The 18,770-nt window shown below is 65.4% G+C and carries 18 protein-coding genes; 9 read left to right on the plus strand and 9 right to left on the minus strand.

What is annotated here, in order from left to right:
- The coding region (locus Q0D31_RS18875) for an SGNH family hydrolase (RefSeq protein WP_291854373.1) at positions 1-1,639 on the minus strand (1,639 nt) is incomplete at its 3' end.
- Positions 1,640-1,798: 159 nt separating this feature from the next.
- Complete coding sequence (locus tag Q0D31_RS18880) at positions 1,799-3,211, minus strand: lytic murein transglycosylase (protein WP_291854375.1); 1,413 nt, start codon at positions 3,209-3,211, stop codon at positions 1,799-1,801.
- A gap of 230 nt (positions 3,212-3,441) precedes the next feature.
- Between Q0D31_RS18880 and Q0D31_RS18885 the strand changes: the two genes are divergently transcribed.
- Both Q0D31_RS18885 and Q0D31_RS18890 read left to right on the plus strand, forming a co-directional pair.
- Positions 3,442-4,320 carry a UTP--glucose-1-phosphate uridylyltransferase gene (locus Q0D31_RS18885; protein WP_291854377.1) on the plus strand — a complete coding sequence of 293 codons (879 nt, stop codon included), beginning with the start codon at positions 3,442-3,444 and terminating at the stop codon, positions 4,318-4,320.
- Between the two features lie 120 nt (positions 4,321-4,440).
- Entirely contained in the window at positions 4,441-4,698 is a 258-nt protein-coding gene (locus tag Q0D31_RS18890; protein WP_291854379.1) for a hypothetical protein, read from the plus strand.
- On the opposite strand, the gene Q0D31_RS18895 is transcribed toward Q0D31_RS18890, so the two are convergent.
- Together Q0D31_RS18895 and Q0D31_RS18900 are read right to left on the minus strand one after the other, a co-directional pair.
- Positions 4,695-7,571 carry an EAL domain-containing protein gene (locus Q0D31_RS18895; RefSeq protein WP_291854381.1) on the minus strand — a complete coding sequence of 959 codons (2,877 nt, stop codon included), beginning with the start codon at positions 7,569-7,571 and terminating at the stop codon, positions 4,695-4,697. The two genes, Q0D31_RS18890 and Q0D31_RS18895, sit on opposite strands and share 4 nt — an antisense overlap.
- Positions 7,572-7,687: 116 nt before the next feature.
- The gene (locus Q0D31_RS18900; RefSeq protein WP_291854383.1) at positions 7,688-8,686 is read right to left on the minus strand and encodes an NAD(P)H-quinone oxidoreductase; all 999 of its coding nucleotides are present in this window, start codon (positions 8,684-8,686) and stop codon (positions 7,688-7,690) included.
- A 122-nt stretch (positions 8,687-8,808) separates the two neighbouring features.
- Between Q0D31_RS18900 and Q0D31_RS18905 the strand changes: the two genes are divergently transcribed.
- Together Q0D31_RS18905 and Q0D31_RS18910 are read left to right on the plus strand one after the other, a co-directional pair.
- Positions 8,809-9,000, plus strand: a complete 192-nt coding sequence (locus tag Q0D31_RS18905; RefSeq protein ID WP_291854385.1) for a DUF1192 domain-containing protein — start codon at positions 8,809-8,811, stop codon at positions 8,998-9,000.
- 323 nt (positions 9,001-9,323) lie between these two features.
- Positions 9,324-9,836: a DUF1465 family protein gene (locus Q0D31_RS18910; protein WP_291854387.1), complete on the plus strand. Its 513-nt coding sequence runs from the start codon at positions 9,324-9,326 to the stop codon at positions 9,834-9,836.
- Between the two features lie 142 nt (positions 9,837-9,978).
- Here Q0D31_RS18910 and rpmE read toward each other — a convergent pair whose 3' ends face one another.
- Positions 9,979-10,206 (minus strand): 50S ribosomal protein L31, encoded by a 228-nt coding sequence (rpmE, locus tag Q0D31_RS18915; protein ID WP_291854389.1) that lies wholly within the window; start codon positions 10,204-10,206, stop codon positions 9,979-9,981.
- A gap of 179 nt (positions 10,207-10,385) precedes the next feature.
- Here rpmE and Q0D31_RS18920 point away from each other — a divergent pair, with 179 nt between their 5' ends.
- Positions 10,386-12,242: an ABC transporter transmembrane domain-containing protein gene (locus Q0D31_RS18920; protein ID WP_291854391.1), complete on the plus strand. Its 1,857-nt coding sequence runs from the start codon at positions 10,386-10,388 to the stop codon at positions 12,240-12,242.
- A 4-nt stretch (positions 12,243-12,246) separates the two neighbouring features.
- Here the strand turns inward: Q0D31_RS18920 and Q0D31_RS18925 are convergent, their stop codons facing one another.
- The 4 genes from Q0D31_RS18925 to Q0D31_RS18940 form a co-directional block, all read right to left on the minus strand.
- The gene (locus Q0D31_RS18925) at positions 12,247-12,483 is read right to left on the minus strand and encodes a hypothetical protein (protein ID WP_291854393.1); all 237 of its coding nucleotides are present in this window, start codon (positions 12,481-12,483) and stop codon (positions 12,247-12,249) included.
- 88 nt (positions 12,484-12,571) lie between these two features.
- Positions 12,572-13,021, minus strand: coding sequence for a GNAT family N-acetyltransferase (locus Q0D31_RS18930; protein WP_291854396.1), 450 nt, complete (start codon positions 13,019-13,021; stop codon positions 12,572-12,574).
- 95 nt (positions 13,022-13,116) lie between these two features.
- Positions 13,117-14,145: a peptidoglycan -binding protein gene (locus Q0D31_RS18935; protein WP_291854398.1), complete on the minus strand. Its 1,029-nt coding sequence runs from the start codon at positions 14,143-14,145 to the stop codon at positions 13,117-13,119.
- Complete coding sequence (locus Q0D31_RS18940; RefSeq protein WP_291854400.1) at positions 14,117-15,166, minus strand: flagellar motor protein MotA; 1,050 nt, start codon at positions 15,164-15,166, stop codon at positions 14,117-14,119. The genes Q0D31_RS18935 and Q0D31_RS18940 overlap by 29 nt, the downstream gene beginning before the upstream one ends.
- 171 nt (positions 15,167-15,337) lie before the next feature.
- Here Q0D31_RS18940 and Q0D31_RS18945 point away from each other — a divergent pair, with 171 nt between their 5' ends.
- Genes Q0D31_RS18945 through Q0D31_RS18960 form a run of 4 tightly spaced genes read left to right on the plus strand, consistent with a single transcriptional unit; the run spans position 15,338 to position 18,767 of the window.
- On the plus strand, positions 15,338-16,177 hold the full coding sequence (locus tag Q0D31_RS18945; RefSeq protein WP_291854402.1) for a DUF1295 domain-containing protein: 840 nt from the start codon (positions 15,338-15,340) through the stop codon (positions 16,175-16,177).
- Positions 16,178-16,208: 31 nt separating this feature from the next.
- Positions 16,209-17,237, plus strand: coding sequence for a cyclopropane-fatty-acyl-phospholipid synthase family protein (locus Q0D31_RS18950; protein ID WP_291854404.1), 1,029 nt, complete (start codon positions 16,209-16,211; stop codon positions 17,235-17,237).
- On the plus strand, positions 17,198-17,644 hold the full coding sequence (locus Q0D31_RS18955) for a hypothetical protein (RefSeq protein ID WP_291854602.1): 447 nt from the start codon (positions 17,198-17,200) through the stop codon (positions 17,642-17,644). Before Q0D31_RS18950 ends, Q0D31_RS18955 begins: the two co-directional genes overlap by 40 nt.
- Positions 17,565-18,767, plus strand: a complete 1,203-nt coding sequence (locus Q0D31_RS18960; protein ID WP_291854406.1) for an efflux RND transporter periplasmic adaptor subunit — start codon at positions 17,565-17,567, stop codon at positions 18,765-18,767. The genes Q0D31_RS18955 and Q0D31_RS18960 overlap by 80 nt, the downstream gene beginning before the upstream one ends.
- Positions 18,768-18,770: the final 3 nt, after the last annotated feature.

Raw genomic sequence — 18,770 nt, forward strand, 5'->3', positions numbered from 1 at the left:
CGCGCGGCGGCGCGGCGGATGGGGCCGGCGCCGGCGGCCGCGGCGCGGCGCCGAAACCGAAGAACTCGCGCAGCGTCGGCGGCCCGGTCTGGGCAGGGCGGACTTGAATCTGCGGCTGCAACGGCTGCGGCCTCCGCTGCTGCTGTTGCAGCGGTTGCGGCGCCGGAAGCAACAATTGCTTCTGCGTTCCGGGCGCCACCGCCGTCGTTCCGCCCGGCGACGAAGCGGCGACCGGCGTGTCGCCCCTGGCCGGCTCGCGGCCGATTTCGCGGCGCGGCCAGATGAAATCATCGGCGCGGCCGGCCGGGGGCGCCAGCGGTTCACCCTTCACCAGCGTCCGCGCGGCAAGCGCATCGACCGCGGCCGGGCGTGAACCCGGACCGCCGAGCAATTGATCGGTGCCGACCGAGGAGGCCACCAGCGGCAGGATCGGTCCAGCCAATGGCCGCGGCGCGGGCTGTCCGGGAACGGCACTGGCATCGGGCGTCGTCGGTTCGATCGGCACCGCGATGACGCCGGAGCGGGAGGCGAGCAGGCGCGTCACCTCGCGCTCGACATAGTGCGCCAGCTTGCGCGCGCCGGGCTTGGTGAAGAAGACGCCGTCGGCGGTGCGGAGTTGGCGGTTCTGGCCTTCGAAATCGGGACCCTTCTGCAGGAAGCGGCCGGATTCATCGACAAAGCCGTCCCAGACATCGACATAGGTGATGCCGGCCTTGCCGGCCGCGTCACGATACAGCGCGTTGAGGTACAGCATGTCTGCCGTCCCCTTCTGGCCGCGTATCGCGGGCAGGCCGACCCACAGCACCGGCACGCCCTTGCTCTTCAGCACGACGATCATTTCCTCGATCTTCTTGCTGTAGAGTTCGACCCAGCGCTCGTCGCGAAACTCGTTGAGGCCGCCGCCCGGCGCGCGCGCGGTCTTGTCCGGCGCGCTCTGCGGCGTGTCGTTGTCGGCCGCATCGTCCTCCGCATCATCGGCCTTAGCCGCGTCGGCCGAAGCCTCCGGCTTTGGCTTGGCTTCACTCGGCTTGGTGTCGCCTGGTTTGGCATCGCCCGGCTTGCTGCGCGCGTCCTTCTTCTCGTCCTTCTTGTCGCTCTTCTTCTCGGGGACCGGCTCGCGGATCGCCTGGCGGTCGTTGAGGCCGAGCATGACGACGATGGCATCCGGCTTCTCATTGGCGAGAATGCCGCGGGCGGCGGCAATCCAGTCAGCCGGCTCGCCGCGCGGCTGATATTTGATCAGGCCGGATACGGTCTTGTGCTTGCGGATCACGCCCATGTCGGGCTGGTCGAGGTAGGTATCTTCGAGGCCGTAGGCGAGCCAGTCGGCCATGGCGTCACCCAGCACCAGCACGTTCCGTTCCGGCACCGTGTCACGCTTGGCGGGGGCAGGCGCGCGGGAGAAATCCTGGCGCGGCGCCTGCGGCGGGGGTTGCTGGAACGGGGTGAAGAAATCGCCGCCAAACCAGCCGCCGCCGCGCTGTGGCGCTTGCCGCTGCGGCGGACCGCCGAAACCGAAATTGAAGAATTGCGCCGAAGCGGGGCCGACGATCCCGACCAGGAGCGCGATCGCGACCACCAGCGCCACCAGTGGGCCCGGCTCGGTGAACACGCTCAGAAAGGAAGTTGGCTTTCGCATCCGGCTCGGTCGCAATGGCTCTGGGGTTAGCAATTATAATAGCGGAATCAGGCTGCAAGCGGGCGAATTTCGGTGCCATGAACCGGGGCTGCAAGGTCTTGTCAAATCTTATCCTGAATCGGGCGTTTCGGGGTGACTTTCACGCCTGAAAGACGAGTTTTACCGCCCCCGGAGCCGCTCCAGGACCTCGTAGGAGGCAAAGCCGTCCGCCGGCACCCCGATGGAAGCCTGGAAGCCGCGCAGCGCCTCCCGGGTCTGCCCGCCAAACTGGCCGTCCGGCGCGGCCTTGTAGAGGCCGCGCTGGGCCAGCAATTGCTGCAGTTCCAGCCGCTCGGCCCGCGACAGCACCCGTTCCTGACGCGGCCATGGTTGCACCAAGGGCGGGTCGCCGCGCAGGCGGTCGGCGAAGTGGCCGATCGCCAGCGCATAGGCCTCCGCCGGGTTGTATTTCATGATGACGCGAAAGTTCTGCAGCATCAGGAAACCCGGGCCCCTGGCCCCCGCCGGCGCCAGCAGGTAGGCCTTTTCGGCCGGGTTCGGGAACGGCCTGCCATCGGCGCGCGTCAGGCCCTGGCCCTGCCATTGCGCGATCGTCATCGCCTTTGCCTTGTCCGCCAGCATGAAGTTGAAGCCCTGCGGCAGCATCACCTCGTAACCCCAGCTCTGTCCGCTTTGCCAGCCGTCCTTCCGCAGGTTGTTGGCGGTCGAGGCAATCAGGTCGGCGACGTTGTCGACGACGTCGCGGCGGCCGTCGCCGTCGGCGTCCACGGCATAGCGTTTGAACGAAGTGGGCATGAACTGCGTCGGCCCGAACGCCCCGGCCCAGGAGCCGCGCATTTGCTCGGGCCGCAGATCGCCGCGGTTGAGGATCTCGAGCGCGGTGAGGAACTCATCCTTGAAGTAGGCCTGGCGGCGGCCGACGCAGGCGAGGGTCGCGGTGGAGTTCAGCACGCTGCGGTCGCCCATTTGCGTGGAGTAGTTGGATTCGATTCCCCAGATCGAGGCGATGGCATGGCGGTCGACACCATACGCTTTCTCCATCGCGTCGAACTGCGGCTTGTAGCGGGCGAGAATCTCGCGGCCCTTGGCGAGGCGGTTCTCGTTCACGAGGATGTCGAGATAGTCCCAGATCGCCTTGGTGAATTCAGGCTGCGAATCCATCAGGTCCATGATCCGCAGATCGGGGGTGAGCCCCGCGGTGAAGCGCTCGAAGTTCTGCTGCGTGACGTTGCGGCGCGCGGCGTCAGGCCACATCGCGGCGACGCAGTTGGGAAAGTTCGCCGCCGCCTGCCGGATCGCGCTTGCGGTCATCAGCGGATGGCCGGAGGCGCCATCCTCGCCGCTCCAGGGCGGCGGCGCGGGCGGTCCGCCCTCCGTGCCTTGCGCGGCCTGCGGCGCGGGAGCGGATTTCTGGCCCGAAAAGATGTTGCCGAGGAAGTTCGAAATGCCGTCGCTGCCGGCGGATTGGGCCTGGGCCGGCTCGACAGAGACAAGCCGGCTGAGACATAGCAGCGCGACCGCGACGATCGCCGCGCAGGCCGGTCTAGTTATCGCCGGTTCCTTCGCACCCATGTCCTGTCCATCCGTCCCGTGGTTCGCCCTTCGAGAACGCCTTGCCACGATTGCCATCGGCTTAACAGAGCCGGTATTTTGTTGTCGCGCCCCTCTTCCGCCAGGGGGTAGGCGAAACAATGGTGACCATACATCCGCCTTTGTTCCCGGATGCAAACCGGTTACCAACGTGCGATCAAGACTTTTCGTGTTCCGCAACTCTTCATCTTCCAAGGGCTCCCGACATCGCCATGAAAATCCGCAAAGCCGTCTTTCCGGTCGCCGGTCTCGGCACCCGCGTCCTGCCCGCCACCAAGGCGATGCCCAAGGAGATGCTGACCATCGTCGACAGGCCGCTGATCCAGTATGTGGTCGACGAAGCCAGGGAAGCCGGCATCGAGCATTTCGTCTTTGTCACCGGGCGCAACAAGGGCGTGATCGAGGATCATTTCGACCGCATGTTCGAACTCGACGCCACGCTGGCCGCGCGCGGCAAGAAGGCCGAGCAGGAGATACTGGCGCGCGACCAGCCCGAGGCCGGCGCCATGAGCTTCACCCGCCAGCAGGCGCCGCTTGGTCTCGGCCATGCGGTCTGGTGCGCGCGCGATATCGTCGGCGACGAGCCGTTCGCCGTGCTGCTGCCGGACGAACTGGTGCTCAACAGCCCGGGTTGCCTGAAGCAGATGATCGAGGCGGCGGCCAGGCTCGGCGAGAAATCAAATTTGCTCGCGGTGGAGGCGGTGCCTGACGATCTCACCCATCAATACGGCATCTGCGGTGTCGGCAAGCGTCTGGCCGGCAACATGTTCGAGGTTGACGGCATGGTGGAGAAGCCGCCGAAAGGCACCGCGCCTTCCAACCTCTCGATCACCGGACGCTACATCCTGCAGCCGGAAATCTTCAGGATTCTCGAAACCCAGGAGCGTGGCGCCGGCGGCGAGATCCAGCTCACCGACGCGATGAGGGTGCTCGCCGGTACGCAGCGCTTTTATGGCGTCGAATTCGCGGGCGAGCGGCACGATTGCGGCTCGAAGCCCGGCTTCCTGCGCGCCAACATCGCCTATGGCATGGCCCGCCCCGAGTTGCGCGAGGGTTTGCGCAGCGAGATGAACAAATATCTGGAGAAGTGACGGGAGCAGCGCGACGCGCTGCTTTCGTCATTCCGGGGCGCGCATAGCGCGGACCCGGAATCTCGAGCGACCATCGCAAGGGCGCTTCGGTCTTTGGCAAATCGCCGATTGGGGATACGGGTGAACGATTACGACCTGCTGCGGGACTATCTCAGAAAACAGAAGCTTCCTGAATTCGTGCTGAGCTTCGAACAGATCGAGGCGATCATCGACGCCGCGCTGCCGCGCGCCGCCCAGCGGGCGTCATGGTGGGAAACCGAGCGCAGTCCGCAGGAGAAGATGCCGCAGCGCGAGGCCTGCCTTGCCGCCGGCTACATCGCGACCCGGCAGGCCGACGGCGTCAGCGTCAAGTTCAAGCGGATACCCAAACGCGGCTAACCCGCCGACTCCAGCCGCTCCTCGGTCAACAGCCGCATCGCGGCGTCGGCGTCCATCGGCTCGCCGAAGGCGAAGCCTTGCGCGTATTCGCAGCCGAGCTGATAGAGCTCGACCGCGTCCGAGTCCGTCTCCGCGCCCTCGGCGACCACGTCCATGCCGAGGTCATGGGCCATCGCGATGATCGATTTGAGGATCACCGGCCGGGTGCCGCGGCTGGTGGTGCGCACAAAGGACTGGTCGATCTTGATGGTGTCGAAGGGGAACCGCTGCAGATAGGACAGCGAGGAATGGCCGGTGCCGAAATCGTCCAGCGACAGTCCGGTGCCGAGTTCGCGGATTCGCGTCAGCATCTGCGCGGCGTGCTCCGGATTCTCCATCACCAGCGATTCCGTCAGTTCCAGCTTCAGCGTGCCGCGCGCCACCGAGGAGCGCGACAGCACGGTGCGGATGTCGTGGATCAGATCGTGCCGCAGCAACTGCCGCGAGGAGACGTTGACCGAGGCAAAGATCGGCTCGCGCGATCGCATCGCGCGCTGCCAGATCGCCAGTTGCCGCGCGGTCTGGTCCATCACGAACAGGCCGAGATCGACGATCAGGCCGATTTCCTCGGCGATGCCGATGAATTCGGAGGGCGACATCCGGCCGAGCTTGGGATGATCCCAGCGCGCCAGCGCCTCGAAGCCGGCGATCGAGCGATCTTCCAGCCGCACGATCGGCTGGTAGAGAATGGTGATTTCCTGCCGCTCGATGGCGCGGCGCAGTTCGCTCTCCAGCGTCAGGCGGTCGGTCTTGCGGGCGCGCATCGCGGGCTTGTAGACGTCGATGCGGTCGCCGCCGATGCGCTTGGAGTGATACATCGCAAGCTCGGCGTCCTTGATGATCTCGTCGGACAATGGCGTCTGCGGGTCCGACAGCGCCAGCCCGATCGAGGCGGTCAGGAAGATCTCGCGGTCGTTGAAGGCGATCGGCGCGCGGATGGTCTTGCGGATGGTTTCGGCGAACGCGGTGATGCGCGCCGGGTCCTGCTCCGACATCAGCAGCAGGCCGAACTGGTCGCCGGCAAGCCGCGCCAGCGTGTCCTGGGGTTTCAGAATCCGCGTCAGCCGCCGCGCCAGCGTCAGCAGGATCGAATCGCCGACGGCGATGCCGACGGAATCGTTGACCTGCTTGAAGCGATCGAGGTCGATCATCATCAGCGTCGGCCGCAGGTTCGGCATGGTCTTGGCGAAATTCGCCACCGCGCCGAGCCGGTCGATGAACAATTTGCGGTTCGGCAGGCCGGTGAGGTTGTCATGCACGGAATCGTGCAGCATGCGCTCTTCGGCGTTCTTGATTTCGGTGACGTCGGTCAGCGTGCCGACCACGCGCGAAACCTCGCCGTCGGAGCCGACCACGGGCCGCGCCTTGAGCGCGAACCACATGAAGTGGCCGTCGGGCGTGCGCAGGCGGAAATCCTGCACCAGCCGGCCGCGGCGCTGGTCAAGCACGCTGTCGAGCGCGGCGCGGAAGCGGTCCTGGTCGAGCGGGTGCAGCACTTCGAGCCATTTCGCCGCCGGGCCTTCCAGCGTGCCGCGCTTGAGGCCGAGCAGGCTCTCGGTTTCCGGGCTGGTGAACACCTTGTCGGCGGAGACGTCCCAGTCCCAGATCAGGTCGCCGGAGCCGGTCAGCGCCAGCGCCCGGCGCTCGATGTCGGAGACGATGCCCGTGGTCGCGCCGCCGCCGGCAAAGGCGTGCTGCATGACGGTGAACCCGATCAGCATCACGATCAGCACGAGGCCGCCGAGCAGCGCCGGGCCGACAATGTCGTTGGTGACGCTGCCGCCGACGGCCATGCCGGCGGCGATCACCCAGACCACCAGCAGGAACCAGGTCGGGATCAGCAGCACGGCGCGATCGAAGCCGTGGGTCGACAGATAGACGATGAGCGCGAAGCCCGCGAACGCGATCAACACCAGCGACATGCGCGCAATGCCCGAGGCGGCCGCCGGATCGTACAGCGCCAGCGCCACCAGCGAGCCCAGGAAGGTCAGCCAGCCGAGGGTGATGTGGGAATATCGTACATGCCATCGGCTCAGGTTGAGATAGGCGAACAGGAACACCAGCAGCGTCGCCGCCAGGATCGCTTCGCCGGCCGCGCGCCACACGCGCTCGGCGTTGTTGGACATGTCGAGCACCTTGCCCCAGAAGCCGAAATCGATGCCGATATAGACCAGCACCGCCCAGGCCAGCGCGGCCGCGGCCGGAAACATGATGCTGCCCTTGACCACGAACAGAATGGTGAGCACGAGCGCCAGCAGGCCTGAAATGCCGATGACGATGCCCTGGTAGAGGGTGAACGAGTTGACCTTGTCCTTGTAGGCGTCCGGCTCCCACAGATAGAGCTGCGGCAGTTTATCGGTCCGCAGTTCGGCCACGAAGGTGACGACGGAGCCGGGATCGAGCGTGATGCGGAAGATATCCGCGGTGGCGCTGTCCTGCCGCTCGGGGCGATCGCCGGTGGAGGGCGTGATGGTTGCGATGCGCGACAGGCCGAGATCGGGCCACAGCAGCCCCGAGGACACGATCCGGTAATGCGGCGCGACGATCAGGCGGTCGAGTTGGTCGTCGGTGTTGTTGGCGAGCGCAAACACCACCCAGTTCAGTCCGCCCTCGCGGGCGCGAACCTCGATGCGGCGAACGATGCCGTCGGTCCCCGGCGCGGTGGAAACCTGGATGCGGTCCGTTTCGCTGCGCTGGTGATCGAGTACCGCGGTCAGGTCGATCGCGGGCGCGTCGCTGCGGACGCTGACGGCGTCGATGGCCTGCGCCGCCGGCGCGGTCGCAATAACCATGAGGCCGAGCGCGAGCGGCGCAAGACACCTGATCACTCGCAATATCCTACTCCGCAATCGACGATACGCCCGGTCCCGGCGCGGGTCCGACGACGCGCGATAAATGACATGAAAGCGAAGCGAATCAAAGGCTTTCCGCCTTGCTTCGCGCGCGACCGTTAGACCGCCAACACAATTTTGCCAATATGTTCGCTGGTCTCCATGCGCCGGTGCGCATCCGCGGCTTTTTCCAGCGGGAAGCTGCTGTCCATCAGCGGTTTGACCCGCCCATCGCGCAACAGCGGCATCACTTTCGCCTCGATCGCCGCGACCATCGCCGCCTTGTCGGCGTTACTACGCGGGCGCAGCGTGGAGCCGGTGTGAGTCAACCGCTTCACCATGACCTTGGCGATGTTGACCGTGACCTTCGGTCCGTTCAGCGTCGCAATCTGCACAATACGGCCGTTGATCGCCGCAGCGTCGTAGTTGCGATCGACATAGTCGCCGGCAACCATGTCGAGGATCAGGTCGGCGCCCGCATCCTTGGTTTCCGCCTTGACGACGGCGACGAAGTCCTCCGTCTTATAGTTGATCGCGCGGTCGGCGCCGAGCTTGAGGCAGGCGTCGATCTTGGCCTGCGATCCGACGGTGACGATCACCTTGGCGCCGAACGCCTTGGCGAGCTGGATCGCCATGGTGCCGATACCGGATGAGCCGCCATGGATCAGCAGTGTTTCGCCGGGCTTCAGCCCGCCGCGCTCGAACACGTTGTGCCACACCGTCATCAGCGTTTCCGGAATCGCGCCGGCTTGCTGGATCGACAGCGACGGCGGCACCGCCATCGCCTGGGCGTCCTGCGCGATGCAGTACTGGGCGTAGCCGCCGCCCGCGACCAGCGACATCACCTTGTCGCCGAGTTTATGCCTGCTTGCGCCCGCGCCGAGCGCGACCACTTCGCCCGCGATCTCAAGGCCGGGCAGGTCGCTGGCGCCGGGCGGCGGCGGGTAGGCGCCGGAGCGCTGCGCAATGTCGGGACGGTTGACGCCCGCGGCCATCACCTTGACCAGGATTTCCCCCGGACCGGGAACGGGCACGGCGCGGGTTTCCGGCAACAGCACTTCGGGGCCGCCGGGCTTGCTGATACCGATGACGGTCATTTGCGCGGGCAGCTTTTCCATGATTTGTCCTAGCGAAATGCGGGAATTTGAATGCGCCCCTGATTAGCCAGCCCGGCTCCGGCTGGCAACCGCTTGCAGGGGATCGCCGGGGTCTTTCGGAGCCGCCGGGAGGAGGGAAGCGCATGGCGATCGAGGATGACGACAAGCCGCGGAAGAAGATCACCCACGACATCGGCCAGGATCTGTCGCTGCTGTCGGTCGAGGAACTGGCCGAGCGCATCGCGCTGCTGAAGCAGGAGATCGTGCGGCTCGACGCCGCCATGACGAAGAAGCGCGCCTCAAAGGACGCCGCGAACAGCTTTTTCAAGCCGTAGCGTTGTGGGAGACAAAATTCGGCCATTGGCCGATGGTCGCCGAGGCCTGAAGAAAATCCGTTGTTTACGATCAATTAAGCTTTCTCGTTTATGACTCTCTTTGTCCTCGTTTGGACACCGAGTGGCTCCTGTCCACTCTGTTTGACGCCTCCCTGTTATCAACTTCAAAGCCGCCGGAAACGGCGGCTCTTTTTTTCCCGCCACGGCTGGAAACCATAAATCCGGTTGCTGCTGGACTCTCGCCCGCACCCGCGCAATGATTTGTTCATCATAAACCGGGGTCCAAAGCCGGTCAGTATCCAGTGGCGTGAGGGGCGTTAATCATGGCGGACCGTTCGCATAGCGAATCCGCGCTCGTGTTGTTCAGCGAGCGACTGACAAATTCCGCAGCTTTCCAAACCCTGTTTCGGGAAGGCATGGACCTGGTCGAGGAGACCGCCGCCTATCTCGACGGTGACGGCCGCGCCGACGCCAAGGCGCTCGAGCGCTCGGTCAGTATCACTTACGCAACCGAAAGCATGCGGCTGACCACCCGCCTGATGCAGCTTGCCTCCTGGCTATTGCTGCACCGCGCGGTCAAGGAAGGCGAGATGACGCTGACCCAGGCCAACCGCGAAAAGACCAAGGTCAAGCTCTCCGCCGCTGAACCCGGACCTGAGGACATGATCGCCAAACTGCCGCAGCCATTGCAGGATCTGATCGCGCGCTCGATGAGCCTGCAGTCGCGGGTGCGCCGGCTCGACACCACGATCCATGCGTCGCCGGCGGAACGTGCGCCGATCGGCAATCCGCTGGTGCCGCAGATGAACCGTCTGAAGGCGGCGTTCGAGCAGTAGTTGCATCCGTCATTCCGGGTTCGATGCTTTGCATCGCCCCGGAATGACGATAGTGAAAAACCGGAATGACGACACCAAAAAACGCCCCGGCAAAACCGGGGCGTTTTGTATTTTTGGGCAGGTGAAAGAGCGTCGAAGCCCCTCAGTCCTTCTTGAGAAAGCCCGAGAATTTCTTCTGGAAGCGCGATACGCGGCCGCCGCGGTCGAGCAGCTGCTGCGAGCCGCCGGTCCAGGCCGGATGCGACTTGGAGTCGATATCGAGATTCAACTTGTCGCCTTCCTTGCCCCAGGTGGAGCGGGTCTGGTACTCGGTCCCGTCGGTCATTACGACCGTAATCATATGATAGTTCGGGTGAATTTCGGCTTTCATGGCATATCCTTCGGCGCGCCTGCGCCCGTCGAAATATCAGGGGGTACGGGATTTGGGCGGGTCTATAGCGCAAGCGGACCGCCAAAACAAGCGACGTGTCGCGGCGATCGCCAATCTCACCGATTTGCCAGGCCGGGCCGCTGGGCCTATCTGGGAGCGGCAGAACGGGTCGGGATTTCATGAGCGCAGCGGAACGGGTTGAAGAGGTCGGCGGTACGCCGCCGCGGCGCGATGCCCTGCTCGAGGAAGCGGCCCTGATCGAGGCCCAGCTGACGCAGTCGCCGGCCCGGACCGGCGCCAGGCTCCGCCCGCTGCTGGCGCTGGCGCCCTATGTCGCGCGCTATCGCGGCCGGGCGATGCTTGCCTTCATCGCGCTGACGATCGCCGCGATCACCACGCTGATCGTGCCGATCGCGGTCAGGCGCCTGATCGATTTCGGCTTCAGCCCGGAGGGCATCGCCCTCATCAACAGCTATTTCAGCGTCATGATCGCGGTGGTCGCGGTGCTGGCCGCGGCGAGCGCGTCCCGCTACTACCTCGTGATGACGATCGGCGAGCGCATCGTCGCCGATCTCAGGCGCGACGTGTTCGCGCACCTGACGTCGCTGTCGCCCGCGTTCTTCGATTCGGCGCGCTCGGGCGAACTGGTGTCGCGGCTTACGGCCGACACCACCCAGATCAAGTCCGCCGTGGGCGCCTCGGTGTCGATCGCGCTGCGCAATATGATGCTGTTCATCGGCGCCAGCGCCATGATGGTGATCACCAGCCCCAAGCTTTCCGGCTTCGTGCTGCTGGCGATCCCGCTGATCGTGCTGCCGCTGGTGGCGTTCGGGCGCTGGGTGCGGCGGCTGTCGCGTAACGCCCAGGACACGCTGGCGGAGGCCAGCGCCTATGCTTCCGAACTGGTCGGCGCGATCCGGACCGTGCAGGCCAATACCAGCGAGCGGCTGGCCACCGACCGCTTCGGCGGCGAGGTCGAGGCGGCCTATGAGGCGGCGCGCAGCTCGACGCAGGCGCGCGCGGTGCTGACCCTGATCATCATCTTCATCGTGTTCTCCAGCGTGGTGGCGATCCTGTGGGTCGGCTCGCACGACGTGCTGACCGGCGCGATCACGCCGGGCCGGCTCGGCCAGTTCGTGCTGTATGCGGCGTTCGCCGCGACCGCGCTCGGCCAGCTCAGCGAGGTCTGGGGCGAAGTCTCGGCCGCCTCAGGCGCGGCCGAACGGCTGTTCGAGATCCTGCGCGTGAAGTCGCAGATTGTCGCGCCGGCGCGGCCGGTCGCGCTGCCGCGGCCGGCGCGCGGCGACGTCGGCTTTGACGGGGTCAGCTTTTCCTATCCGACGCGGCCGGACACGCTCGCGATCGACAATGTTTCGCTGACGGTCAAGGCCGGTGAAAAGGTTGCGATCGTCGGCCCCTCGGGTGCCGGCAAAAGCACGCTGTTTCATCTGCTGCTGCGGTTCTACGATCCCGCCCGCGGCACCATCGCGCTCGATGGCGTGCCGATCAGGTCGGCCGATCCGGTCGAGGTGCGTTCGCGCATCGCGCTGGTGCCGCAGGACTCGGTGGTGTTCGCGGCCAGCGCGCGCGAAAACATTCGCTTCGGCCGGCCCGGCGCCAGCGACGCCGAGGTCGAGCGGGCCGCCGATCTCGCCCACGCCACCGAATTCCTGCGCCGCCTGCCGGGCGGTTTCGAGGCGCCGCTCGGCGAGCGCGGCGTCACGCTGTCCGGCGGCCAGCGCCAGCGTATCGCGATCGCCCGCGCGGTGCTTCGCGACGCGCCATTGTTGCTGCTCGACGAGGCCACGTCTTCGCTGGATGCGGAGAGCGAGACGCTGGTGCAAACCGCGCTGGAACAGCTGATGCGCCACCGCACCACGCTCGTGATCGCCCATCGCCTCGCAACCGTGCTGTCCTGCGACCGCATCCTTGTGATGGATCAGGGCCGCATCGTCGAACAGGGCACCCATGCCGAGCTGGTCGCCGCCAACGGGCTGTACGCAAGGCTGGCGAGGCTGCAATTCGAAGGGATCTGAATCTTCAGCCGTCGTCGTTGGGGAGGGCGGGCGATCCCTTGTTCAACGCCCGTTTGCGGGCGGGCTCGGCGGGTCGGCTGCCGCACGCCGGACGATCCATTTGCGAGCTATCGTGCGTTACGACGGCTTGTTCGATGTCGCGTGCGGCGTAGCGTTGATCCAGATAGGTCCCCAAGAAGTATCCTGCGACGATCATCACCACAAACGTCGCCGTGCGCTGGGCCAAACCGGATCGCGTCATCGATCGTCTCCGCTGGTAGCCATGAGCCCGGGGCGCGGGCCCGCGCTCTACCAGTAGAGCGGCGAACAGATCATGCCTGTGACCAAGGTCACGCCCGCCATGTCATTCGCAACACCGGCCGTCCCGAGGTCGGGTTCACGTCCTCGCCGTCATCCATGAAGCTGTTGCGCCGATAGAAGCGGATGGCGCGCGCATTGTCCTTGTTGACGTGCAGCGTGATGCCGCCGGGAGACCTGCGCTTGGCCTCATCCACCAGGGCGCCGGCGAGGCTCGAGCCCCAGCGGTCGGGGCGAACCACGAGCTGGTCGAGATAGCCGGATCCGTCAATGGTCACGAAGCCGAGCAGCGCTCCCGCCTGTTCGGCGACGATGATCGCGGCGTTGGGCACCAGCTCGTTGCGCCAGCGCTCGCGCCACCACGCCAAGCGCGCGGTGAAATCGATTGAGGGATAGGTCCGCTGCCAGGTTTGCCGCCACAGCTCGATGGACGCGTCTTCGTCGTCGGCGCGATAGGAACGGAGCGTGAAATCCGCGGCCACTAGAGCACGGTCCGGAAAGATGTGAAGCGGTTTTCCGAAAAGATCGTGCTCAAACAAAGAGCTGAAGTGCGATGGTGATTCATCCTCGTCGCGCTTTAGCGTTCCGTCAGCTTCAGCTCGATCCGGCGGTTGCGCCGGTAGGCCTCGTCGGTCGGGGCGACGTCGAGCGGCTGGAACTCGGCGAAGCCTGCGGCGACCAGCCGTTGCGCTGGCACCCCGAGCGAAACCAGGTACTGCACCACCGAAATGGCGCGGGCCGACGACAATTCCCAGTTGGACTTGAACAGCGGCGAATTGATCGGCCGCATGTCGGTGTGGCCGTCCACCCGCAGCACCCAGGCGATCTCGCCGGGGATCTGCTTGTCCAGATCGATCAGCGCGGTAGCAAGCTTGTCGAGTTCGGCGCGGCCTTCGGGCAGCAGCAGCGCCTGGCCGGTATCAAAGAACACTTCCGACTGAAACACGAAGCGGTCGCCGACGATCCGGATGTCCGGCCGGTTGCCGAGGATGGCGCGAAGGCGGCCGAAGAATTCCGAGCGGTAGCGCGACAATTCCTGCACCCGCTGCGCCAGCGCGACGTTGAGACGCTGGCCGAGATCGGCGATGCGTCCCTGCGATTCCCTGTCGCGCTTCTCGGAGGTCTCGAGCGCCTCCTCAAGCGCCGCGAGCTGGCGGCGCAGCGCGCTGATCTGCTGGTTCAGCACCTCGATCTGGGCGAGCGCGCGCGCGGTGACGCCCTTTTCGGATTCGAGCGCCTTGTTCAGTTCGTTGGCGCGGCCCTGGGCGTCGCTGCCGGCGCCGGCAAGGCCGTCATACAGCCCCTTGATGCGGTCGCGCTCGCCCTCGGCGGAGGCGAGGCCGGCGCGCAGTTGCGAGATCTGGTCGTCCAGCGAGAGCCTGCCGAGCTTTTCCAGCGACAACAGATCGTTCAGCTGCGCGATCCTGGCGTTGAGCTGTTCCAGCGCCTTGTCCTTGCCGGTGACCTCCTGCGACAGAAAGAACTGCACGACGAGGAACACCGACAGCAGGAACACGATCGACAGCACCAGCGTCGAGAGCGCGTCGACGAACCCCGGCCAGTAGTTGAGGCCGGATTCACTTCGTCTTGCGCGGGCGAGGGCCATCTGTGTCTCCGAGTGACTTGGTGAGCTCTTTTTCCGGCTGGCGGGCGATCTGCTCCAACAGCTTCTTGATCTCGCGGCTCTGCTCGCCCTGGCCATCGGCCCATTCGCGGATCATCTGCTGCTCGGTGCGCATATGCGCCACCAGGCCCTGGATCGCCTCGGCGAGATTGGCCATCGCCGCGGAAGTGTTGCGGCTGCCGCCGCTCTCCTCGACCACGGCGCGAAGCCGGTCCATTGCCTGCTGGAATTCTCCGCCAAGGCCGGGTCCGCCGTCGCCGGCATATTCGCGCACCGTGGAGGCGAGCCAGTCTTCGAGGTCGGTATAGAAGCGGTTCTGCGCCTGGCTCGACTGCAGGTCGAGGAAGCCCAGGATCAGCGAGCCGGCAAGGCCGAACAGCGACGACGAGAACGAAATTCCCATGCCGCTGAGCGGCGCTGCCAGCCCCTCTTTCAGGGTGTCGAACAGGGAGCCGGCGTCGCCGCCGACCTTCAATCCGTCGATCACCTTGCCGACCGAGCTGACGGTTTCAATCAGGCCCCAGAACGTGCCGAGCAGCCCGAGAAACACCAGCAGGCCGGTCATGTAGCGGGAAATGTCGCGCGCTTCATCCAGCCGGGTCGCGATCGAATCCAGCAAATGCCGCATGGTTTGCTGGGAAATAGCCATTCGTCCCGAGCGCTCGCCGCCGAGGATCGCCGCCATCGGCGCCAATAGCGTCGGACGTCGCGCGATCGCCAGACCGGGATCGGCGATGCGGAAATTGTTGACCCAGGCGACTTCGGGATAGAGCCGGACCACCTGCCGGAACGACAGGATGATGCCGATCAGGAGCACGGCGCCGATCAGCGCGTTGAGGCCGGGATTGGCGAAGAACGCGGTGATGATCGGCTTGTAGAGCACGACCATGACCAACGCGCACAGCACCAGGAACACCAGCATCCGCACCAGGAAAATCCGGGGCGAGGACAATTTGCTCAGTTCGATTTCAATTTCCGAGCGGGAGGAGGGGCCTGAGGGCATAAGCGGGTGTCATCCGTTGCGAAAAGCCGCGCTGACAAACAATATGGCACAGCGGGCGGAGATAAAAGCAGGAAGCTCCGTTTCGGGCCAACCCGGCTGGAACCTGTTGATGAAACCGGGCCTCGATATCAGCGTATTTTGTATCGGTTCGATGTCCAACCGGGAATTTCCATGACCGTTCTTTATCTGCAAGCGCTGGCCGCCATCGCGATCTCGCTCGCCGTCCTGATGGCGGGCGCCTGGGTGATGCAGCAACGAACCGGCAATTCAGGTTGGGTCGATACCATCTGGACCTTTTCGCTGGGACTGGTCGGCGTCGCCAGCGCATTGTGGCCGGTCGGAGGCGCGGAGCCCAGCGCCCGGCAATGGCTGGTAGCGGCGCTGGTTGCGATATGGTCGCTGCGGCTCGGGGTCCATATCGCGATCCGCAGCGCCGCGATCACCGACGACCCGCGTTATGCCGCCTATGCCAGGGAATGGGGCGCCGACGCCCCGCGAAGGATGTTCATCTTCCTGCAGAATCAGGCGCTGGGATCGATCCCGCTGGTGTTCGCGATCTTTGTGGCGGCGCGCTTTCCCGGCGATGGGCTGCGGCTGGCGGATGTTCTCGGCGCGATGATCCTGCTGGTGGGCATTGCGGGAGAGGCGATAGCCGACGCGCAGCTCAAGGCGTTCAGAACCAATCCAGCCAACAAGGGCCGGGTTTGCGATGTCGGGCTGTGGCGCTGGTCGCGGCATCCGAATTACTTCTTCGAATGGTTCGGGTGGCTGGCCTATCCGGTGATCGCACTCTCGATCGGCGACGCCGTCGCCTATCCCTGGGGCTGGGCCGCGCTGCTGGCGCCGGCCTTCATGTACTGGATCCTGGTGTACGTCACCGGCATCCCGCCGCTGGAGGAGCAGATGCTGCGCTCGCGCGGCGATCGCTATCGTGACTACCAGTCGCGCACCAGCCCGTTCTTTCCACTGCCGCCGCGGGCCGACCCGGAGGGCCGCGTGAGCGCCAAGTAAAGGATCATGCTCAAGAAAAGGGCGAGGCCATGTGAGCTTTCTGTCCACCATCGTCGGCACGGCCGAACGCGTGCCGCTGCCCGATCTTCTGATTCGCGCCGCGATCCGTCGGCTTTGTTCGCGCACCGCCACCAGGCTCGCCGCGGCGACGGCGGAAAGCGATGCCCGGTTCGCTGACCTGATGGCGGTGCGCGCCATTGCCGAACATGCCGACGTGGCCAACGCCCAGCACTACGAGCTGCCGGCGGCGTTCTTCGCCCTCGTGCTGGGACCTCACCGAAAATATTCGTCCTGCTTCTACCGCGAGCCGGACTCGACCTTGCAGGAGGCCGAGGAGGAGGCGCTGCGCCAGACCGTCGCCCATGCCGACCTCGGCGACGGAAAATCCATCCTCGAACTCGGCTGCGGCTGGGGGTCGCTGTCGCTCTGGATGGCGCGGCAGTTCCCGCATGCGTCGGTCACGGCGGTTTCCAACTCGCATTCGCAGCGCGCCTATATTGAGGGCGAAGCGGCAACGCGCGGCCTGACCAACCTGCGGGTCGTTACCTCGGATATGAACGTGTTCGCACCCACCGCCCGGTTCGACCGCATCGTTTCCGTCGAGATGTTCGAGCACATGATGAACTGGCGCGAACTGATGACGCGGGCGCGCTCATGGCTCGAGCCGGATGGCCGCTTGTTCCTGCACGTCTTCACCCATCATGCCGGCACCTATCTGTTCGATCGCGCCGATGACGAAGACTGGATCGCGCGGCATTTCTTCACCGGCGGCGTGATGCCGAGCCACCATCTGATCCGGCAATACGCCGATTTGTTTGCGGTCGAAAAGGAATGGCGCTGGAGCGGCGCGCATTACCAGCGCACGGCGCAGGACTGGCTGGACAATTTCGACAGCCACCGCGACGAGATCGAGCGCGTGCTGCGCGGCGTCTATGGCGGCGAGACCGCCTTGTGGATGCGACGCTGGCGCTGGTTCTTCCTCGCCACCGCCGTCATGTTCGGCTATGCCGATGGCGGCGAATGGGGCGTCAGCCATTACCGGCTGAAGGCGGCGGGTTAGCGCATCGCATCGCTGCCTTACTTTTTTGCAGCTTGCCGCCTTCTTGTTCGGTTGGATTGCCGCTGGCCGGGATCAAGCGCTACGTCATTTGCAAGGCGCACCCTCACAATCGAGTGAGTCATCAAAAGATGATGAATATCAAAACGATAAAGCCGTGTGACATTGAGCCGCCGCCGCCCGATATTGCGTCGCAACAAGATCCCTTTATCCTTTGTTCATATTCGGGATTCGAACAACCAAGACAGAACAGCCAGACGTTTGTCGCGAATTCTCGTTTCGTCGCGAATGCTCAATTCGCGCTTCAACTCATCTGGGGTCAGACTTCCAATGTCAGTAATTCGTACTCGATCGGCATGCCTCGTCCTTATCCTGGCTGCGATGGCGCCGCTGCTGGCTGGCTGCAGTGAACCGATAGCCGCTGGTGCGGCAGCGCCGGCCGAACCTGAGGTGGGTACCCTGACGGTGCGGCCGCAGGCGCGCGCCCTGATCCGCGAATTGCCCGGCCGGATCGCGCCGACCCGCGTCTCGGAAGTTCGTGCGCGCGTCTCCGGGATCATTGTCGAGCGCTTGTTTCAACAGGGCACTGAGGTGAAGGCCGGCGATCCGCTCTACCGGATTGATCCCAAGCCGTTCGAGGTCGAGTTGCAGGCGAGCGAGGCGGCGCTGGGCAAGGCGGTGGCCGCGCTCGATCTGGCCACGCAGCACGCCCGCCGGATCGCGATGCTGACAAGCCAGCGCGCCGCCCCCGAGGCGGAGAACGAGAAGGCGGTCGGGGCGCAGCGCCAGGCGGAGGCCGAAGTCGGTAGCCGCAAGGCCGACGTCGCGCGCGCCAGGCTCAATCTCGACTACGCGACGATCCGGGCGCCGATCAGCGGCGTGGTCGGCGCGGCGCTGGTGAGCGAGGGTGCGTTGGTGGTGGAGAATGACACCACCAGTCTTGCCACCATCCAGCAGCTCGATCCGATCTACGCCGACTTCACCCAATCGGTCGCAGAGATGAACAAGCTGCGCCGCAAGTTCGACAATGGCGATCTGGACCGGATTTCGCCCGATGCGGCCAAGGTCCGCCTCGTGCTTGACGACGGAACGGTCTACCCGATCTCGGGCAGGCTGTTGTTTTCCGAGGCGAAGGTGGACGCCTTTACCGGCCAGGTGACGCTGCGTGGGCAGTTCGCCAACCCGAAGCGCGAACTGCTCCCGGGCATGTATGTTCGCGTCCTGATCGAGCAGGGCATCGACTCCGACGCCATCGCCGTGCCGCAGCAGGCGATCCAGCGCGATGCCGGCGGCGGAAGCGAAGTCTATGTCGTCAAGGACGACGGTCGCGTCGCGGCGCAGCCGGTTCGCACCGGCGCGATTCAGGACGGCCTGTGGCTGATCAGCGAAGGCTTGAAGGAGGGCGACCGCGTCATCATCGACGGATTCCAGAAGTTCGTGCCCGGCGACAAGGTCCGGCCGAAGTCGTGGGCCGATGCGGACGCATCGGCTGGCGCACAGCCGGCGGCCCAGGCTGTTCCTGCCTCGCGCTGAGGC

Source organism: Bradyrhizobium sp. (genome assembly GCF_022844465.1).
In the GTDB taxonomy this organism is placed as follows: Bacteria; Pseudomonadota; Alphaproteobacteria; order Rhizobiales; family Xanthobacteraceae; genus Bradyrhizobium.

Bases quoted from the DNA above. Each gene is read 5' to 3' on its own strand.
- Q0D31_RS18905 (WP_291854385.1), top strand. From the start codon at position 8,809: ATGGCGATCGAGGATGACGACAAGCCGCGGAAGAAGATCACCCACGAC.
- Q0D31_RS18955 (WP_291854602.1), top strand. From the start codon at position 17,198: ATGGGGCGTCAGCCATTACCGGCTGAAGGCGGCGGGTTAGCGCATCGC.
- Q0D31_RS18925 (WP_291854393.1), bottom strand. From the start codon at position 12,483: ATGACGCGATCCGGTTTGGCCCAGCGCACGGCGACGTTTGTGGTGATG.
- Q0D31_RS18910 (WP_291854387.1), top strand. From the start codon at position 9,324: ATGGCGGACCGTTCGCATAGCGAATCCGCGCTCGTGTTGTTCAGCGAG.
- Q0D31_RS18885 (WP_291854377.1), top strand. From the start codon at position 3,442: ATGAAAATCCGCAAAGCCGTCTTTCCGGTCGCCGGTCTCGGCACCCGC.
- Q0D31_RS18920 (WP_291854391.1), top strand. From the start codon at position 10,386: ATGAGCGCAGCGGAACGGGTTGAAGAGGTCGGCGGTACGCCGCCGCGG.
- Q0D31_RS18945 (WP_291854402.1), top strand. From the start codon at position 15,338: ATGACCGTTCTTTATCTGCAAGCGCTGGCCGCCATCGCGATCTCGCTC.
- Q0D31_RS18960 (WP_291854406.1), top strand. From the start codon at position 17,565: ATGTCAGTAATTCGTACTCGATCGGCATGCCTCGTCCTTATCCTGGCT.
- Q0D31_RS18935 (WP_291854398.1), bottom strand. From the start codon at position 14,145: ATGGCCCTCGCCCGCGCAAGACGAAGTGAATCCGGCCTCAACTACTGG.
- Q0D31_RS18880 (WP_291854375.1), bottom strand. From the start codon at position 3,211: ATGGGTGCGAAGGAACCGGCGATAACTAGACCGGCCTGCGCGGCGATC.
- Q0D31_RS18940 (WP_291854400.1), bottom strand. From the start codon at position 15,166: ATGCCCTCAGGCCCCTCCTCCCGCTCGGAAATTGAAATCGAACTGAGC.
- Q0D31_RS18900 (WP_291854383.1), bottom strand. From the start codon at position 8,686: ATGGAAAAGCTGCCCGCGCAAATGACCGTCATCGGTATCAGCAAGCCC.
- rpmE (WP_291854389.1), bottom strand. From the start codon at position 10,206: ATGAAAGCCGAAATTCACCCGAACTATCATATGATTACGGTCGTAATG.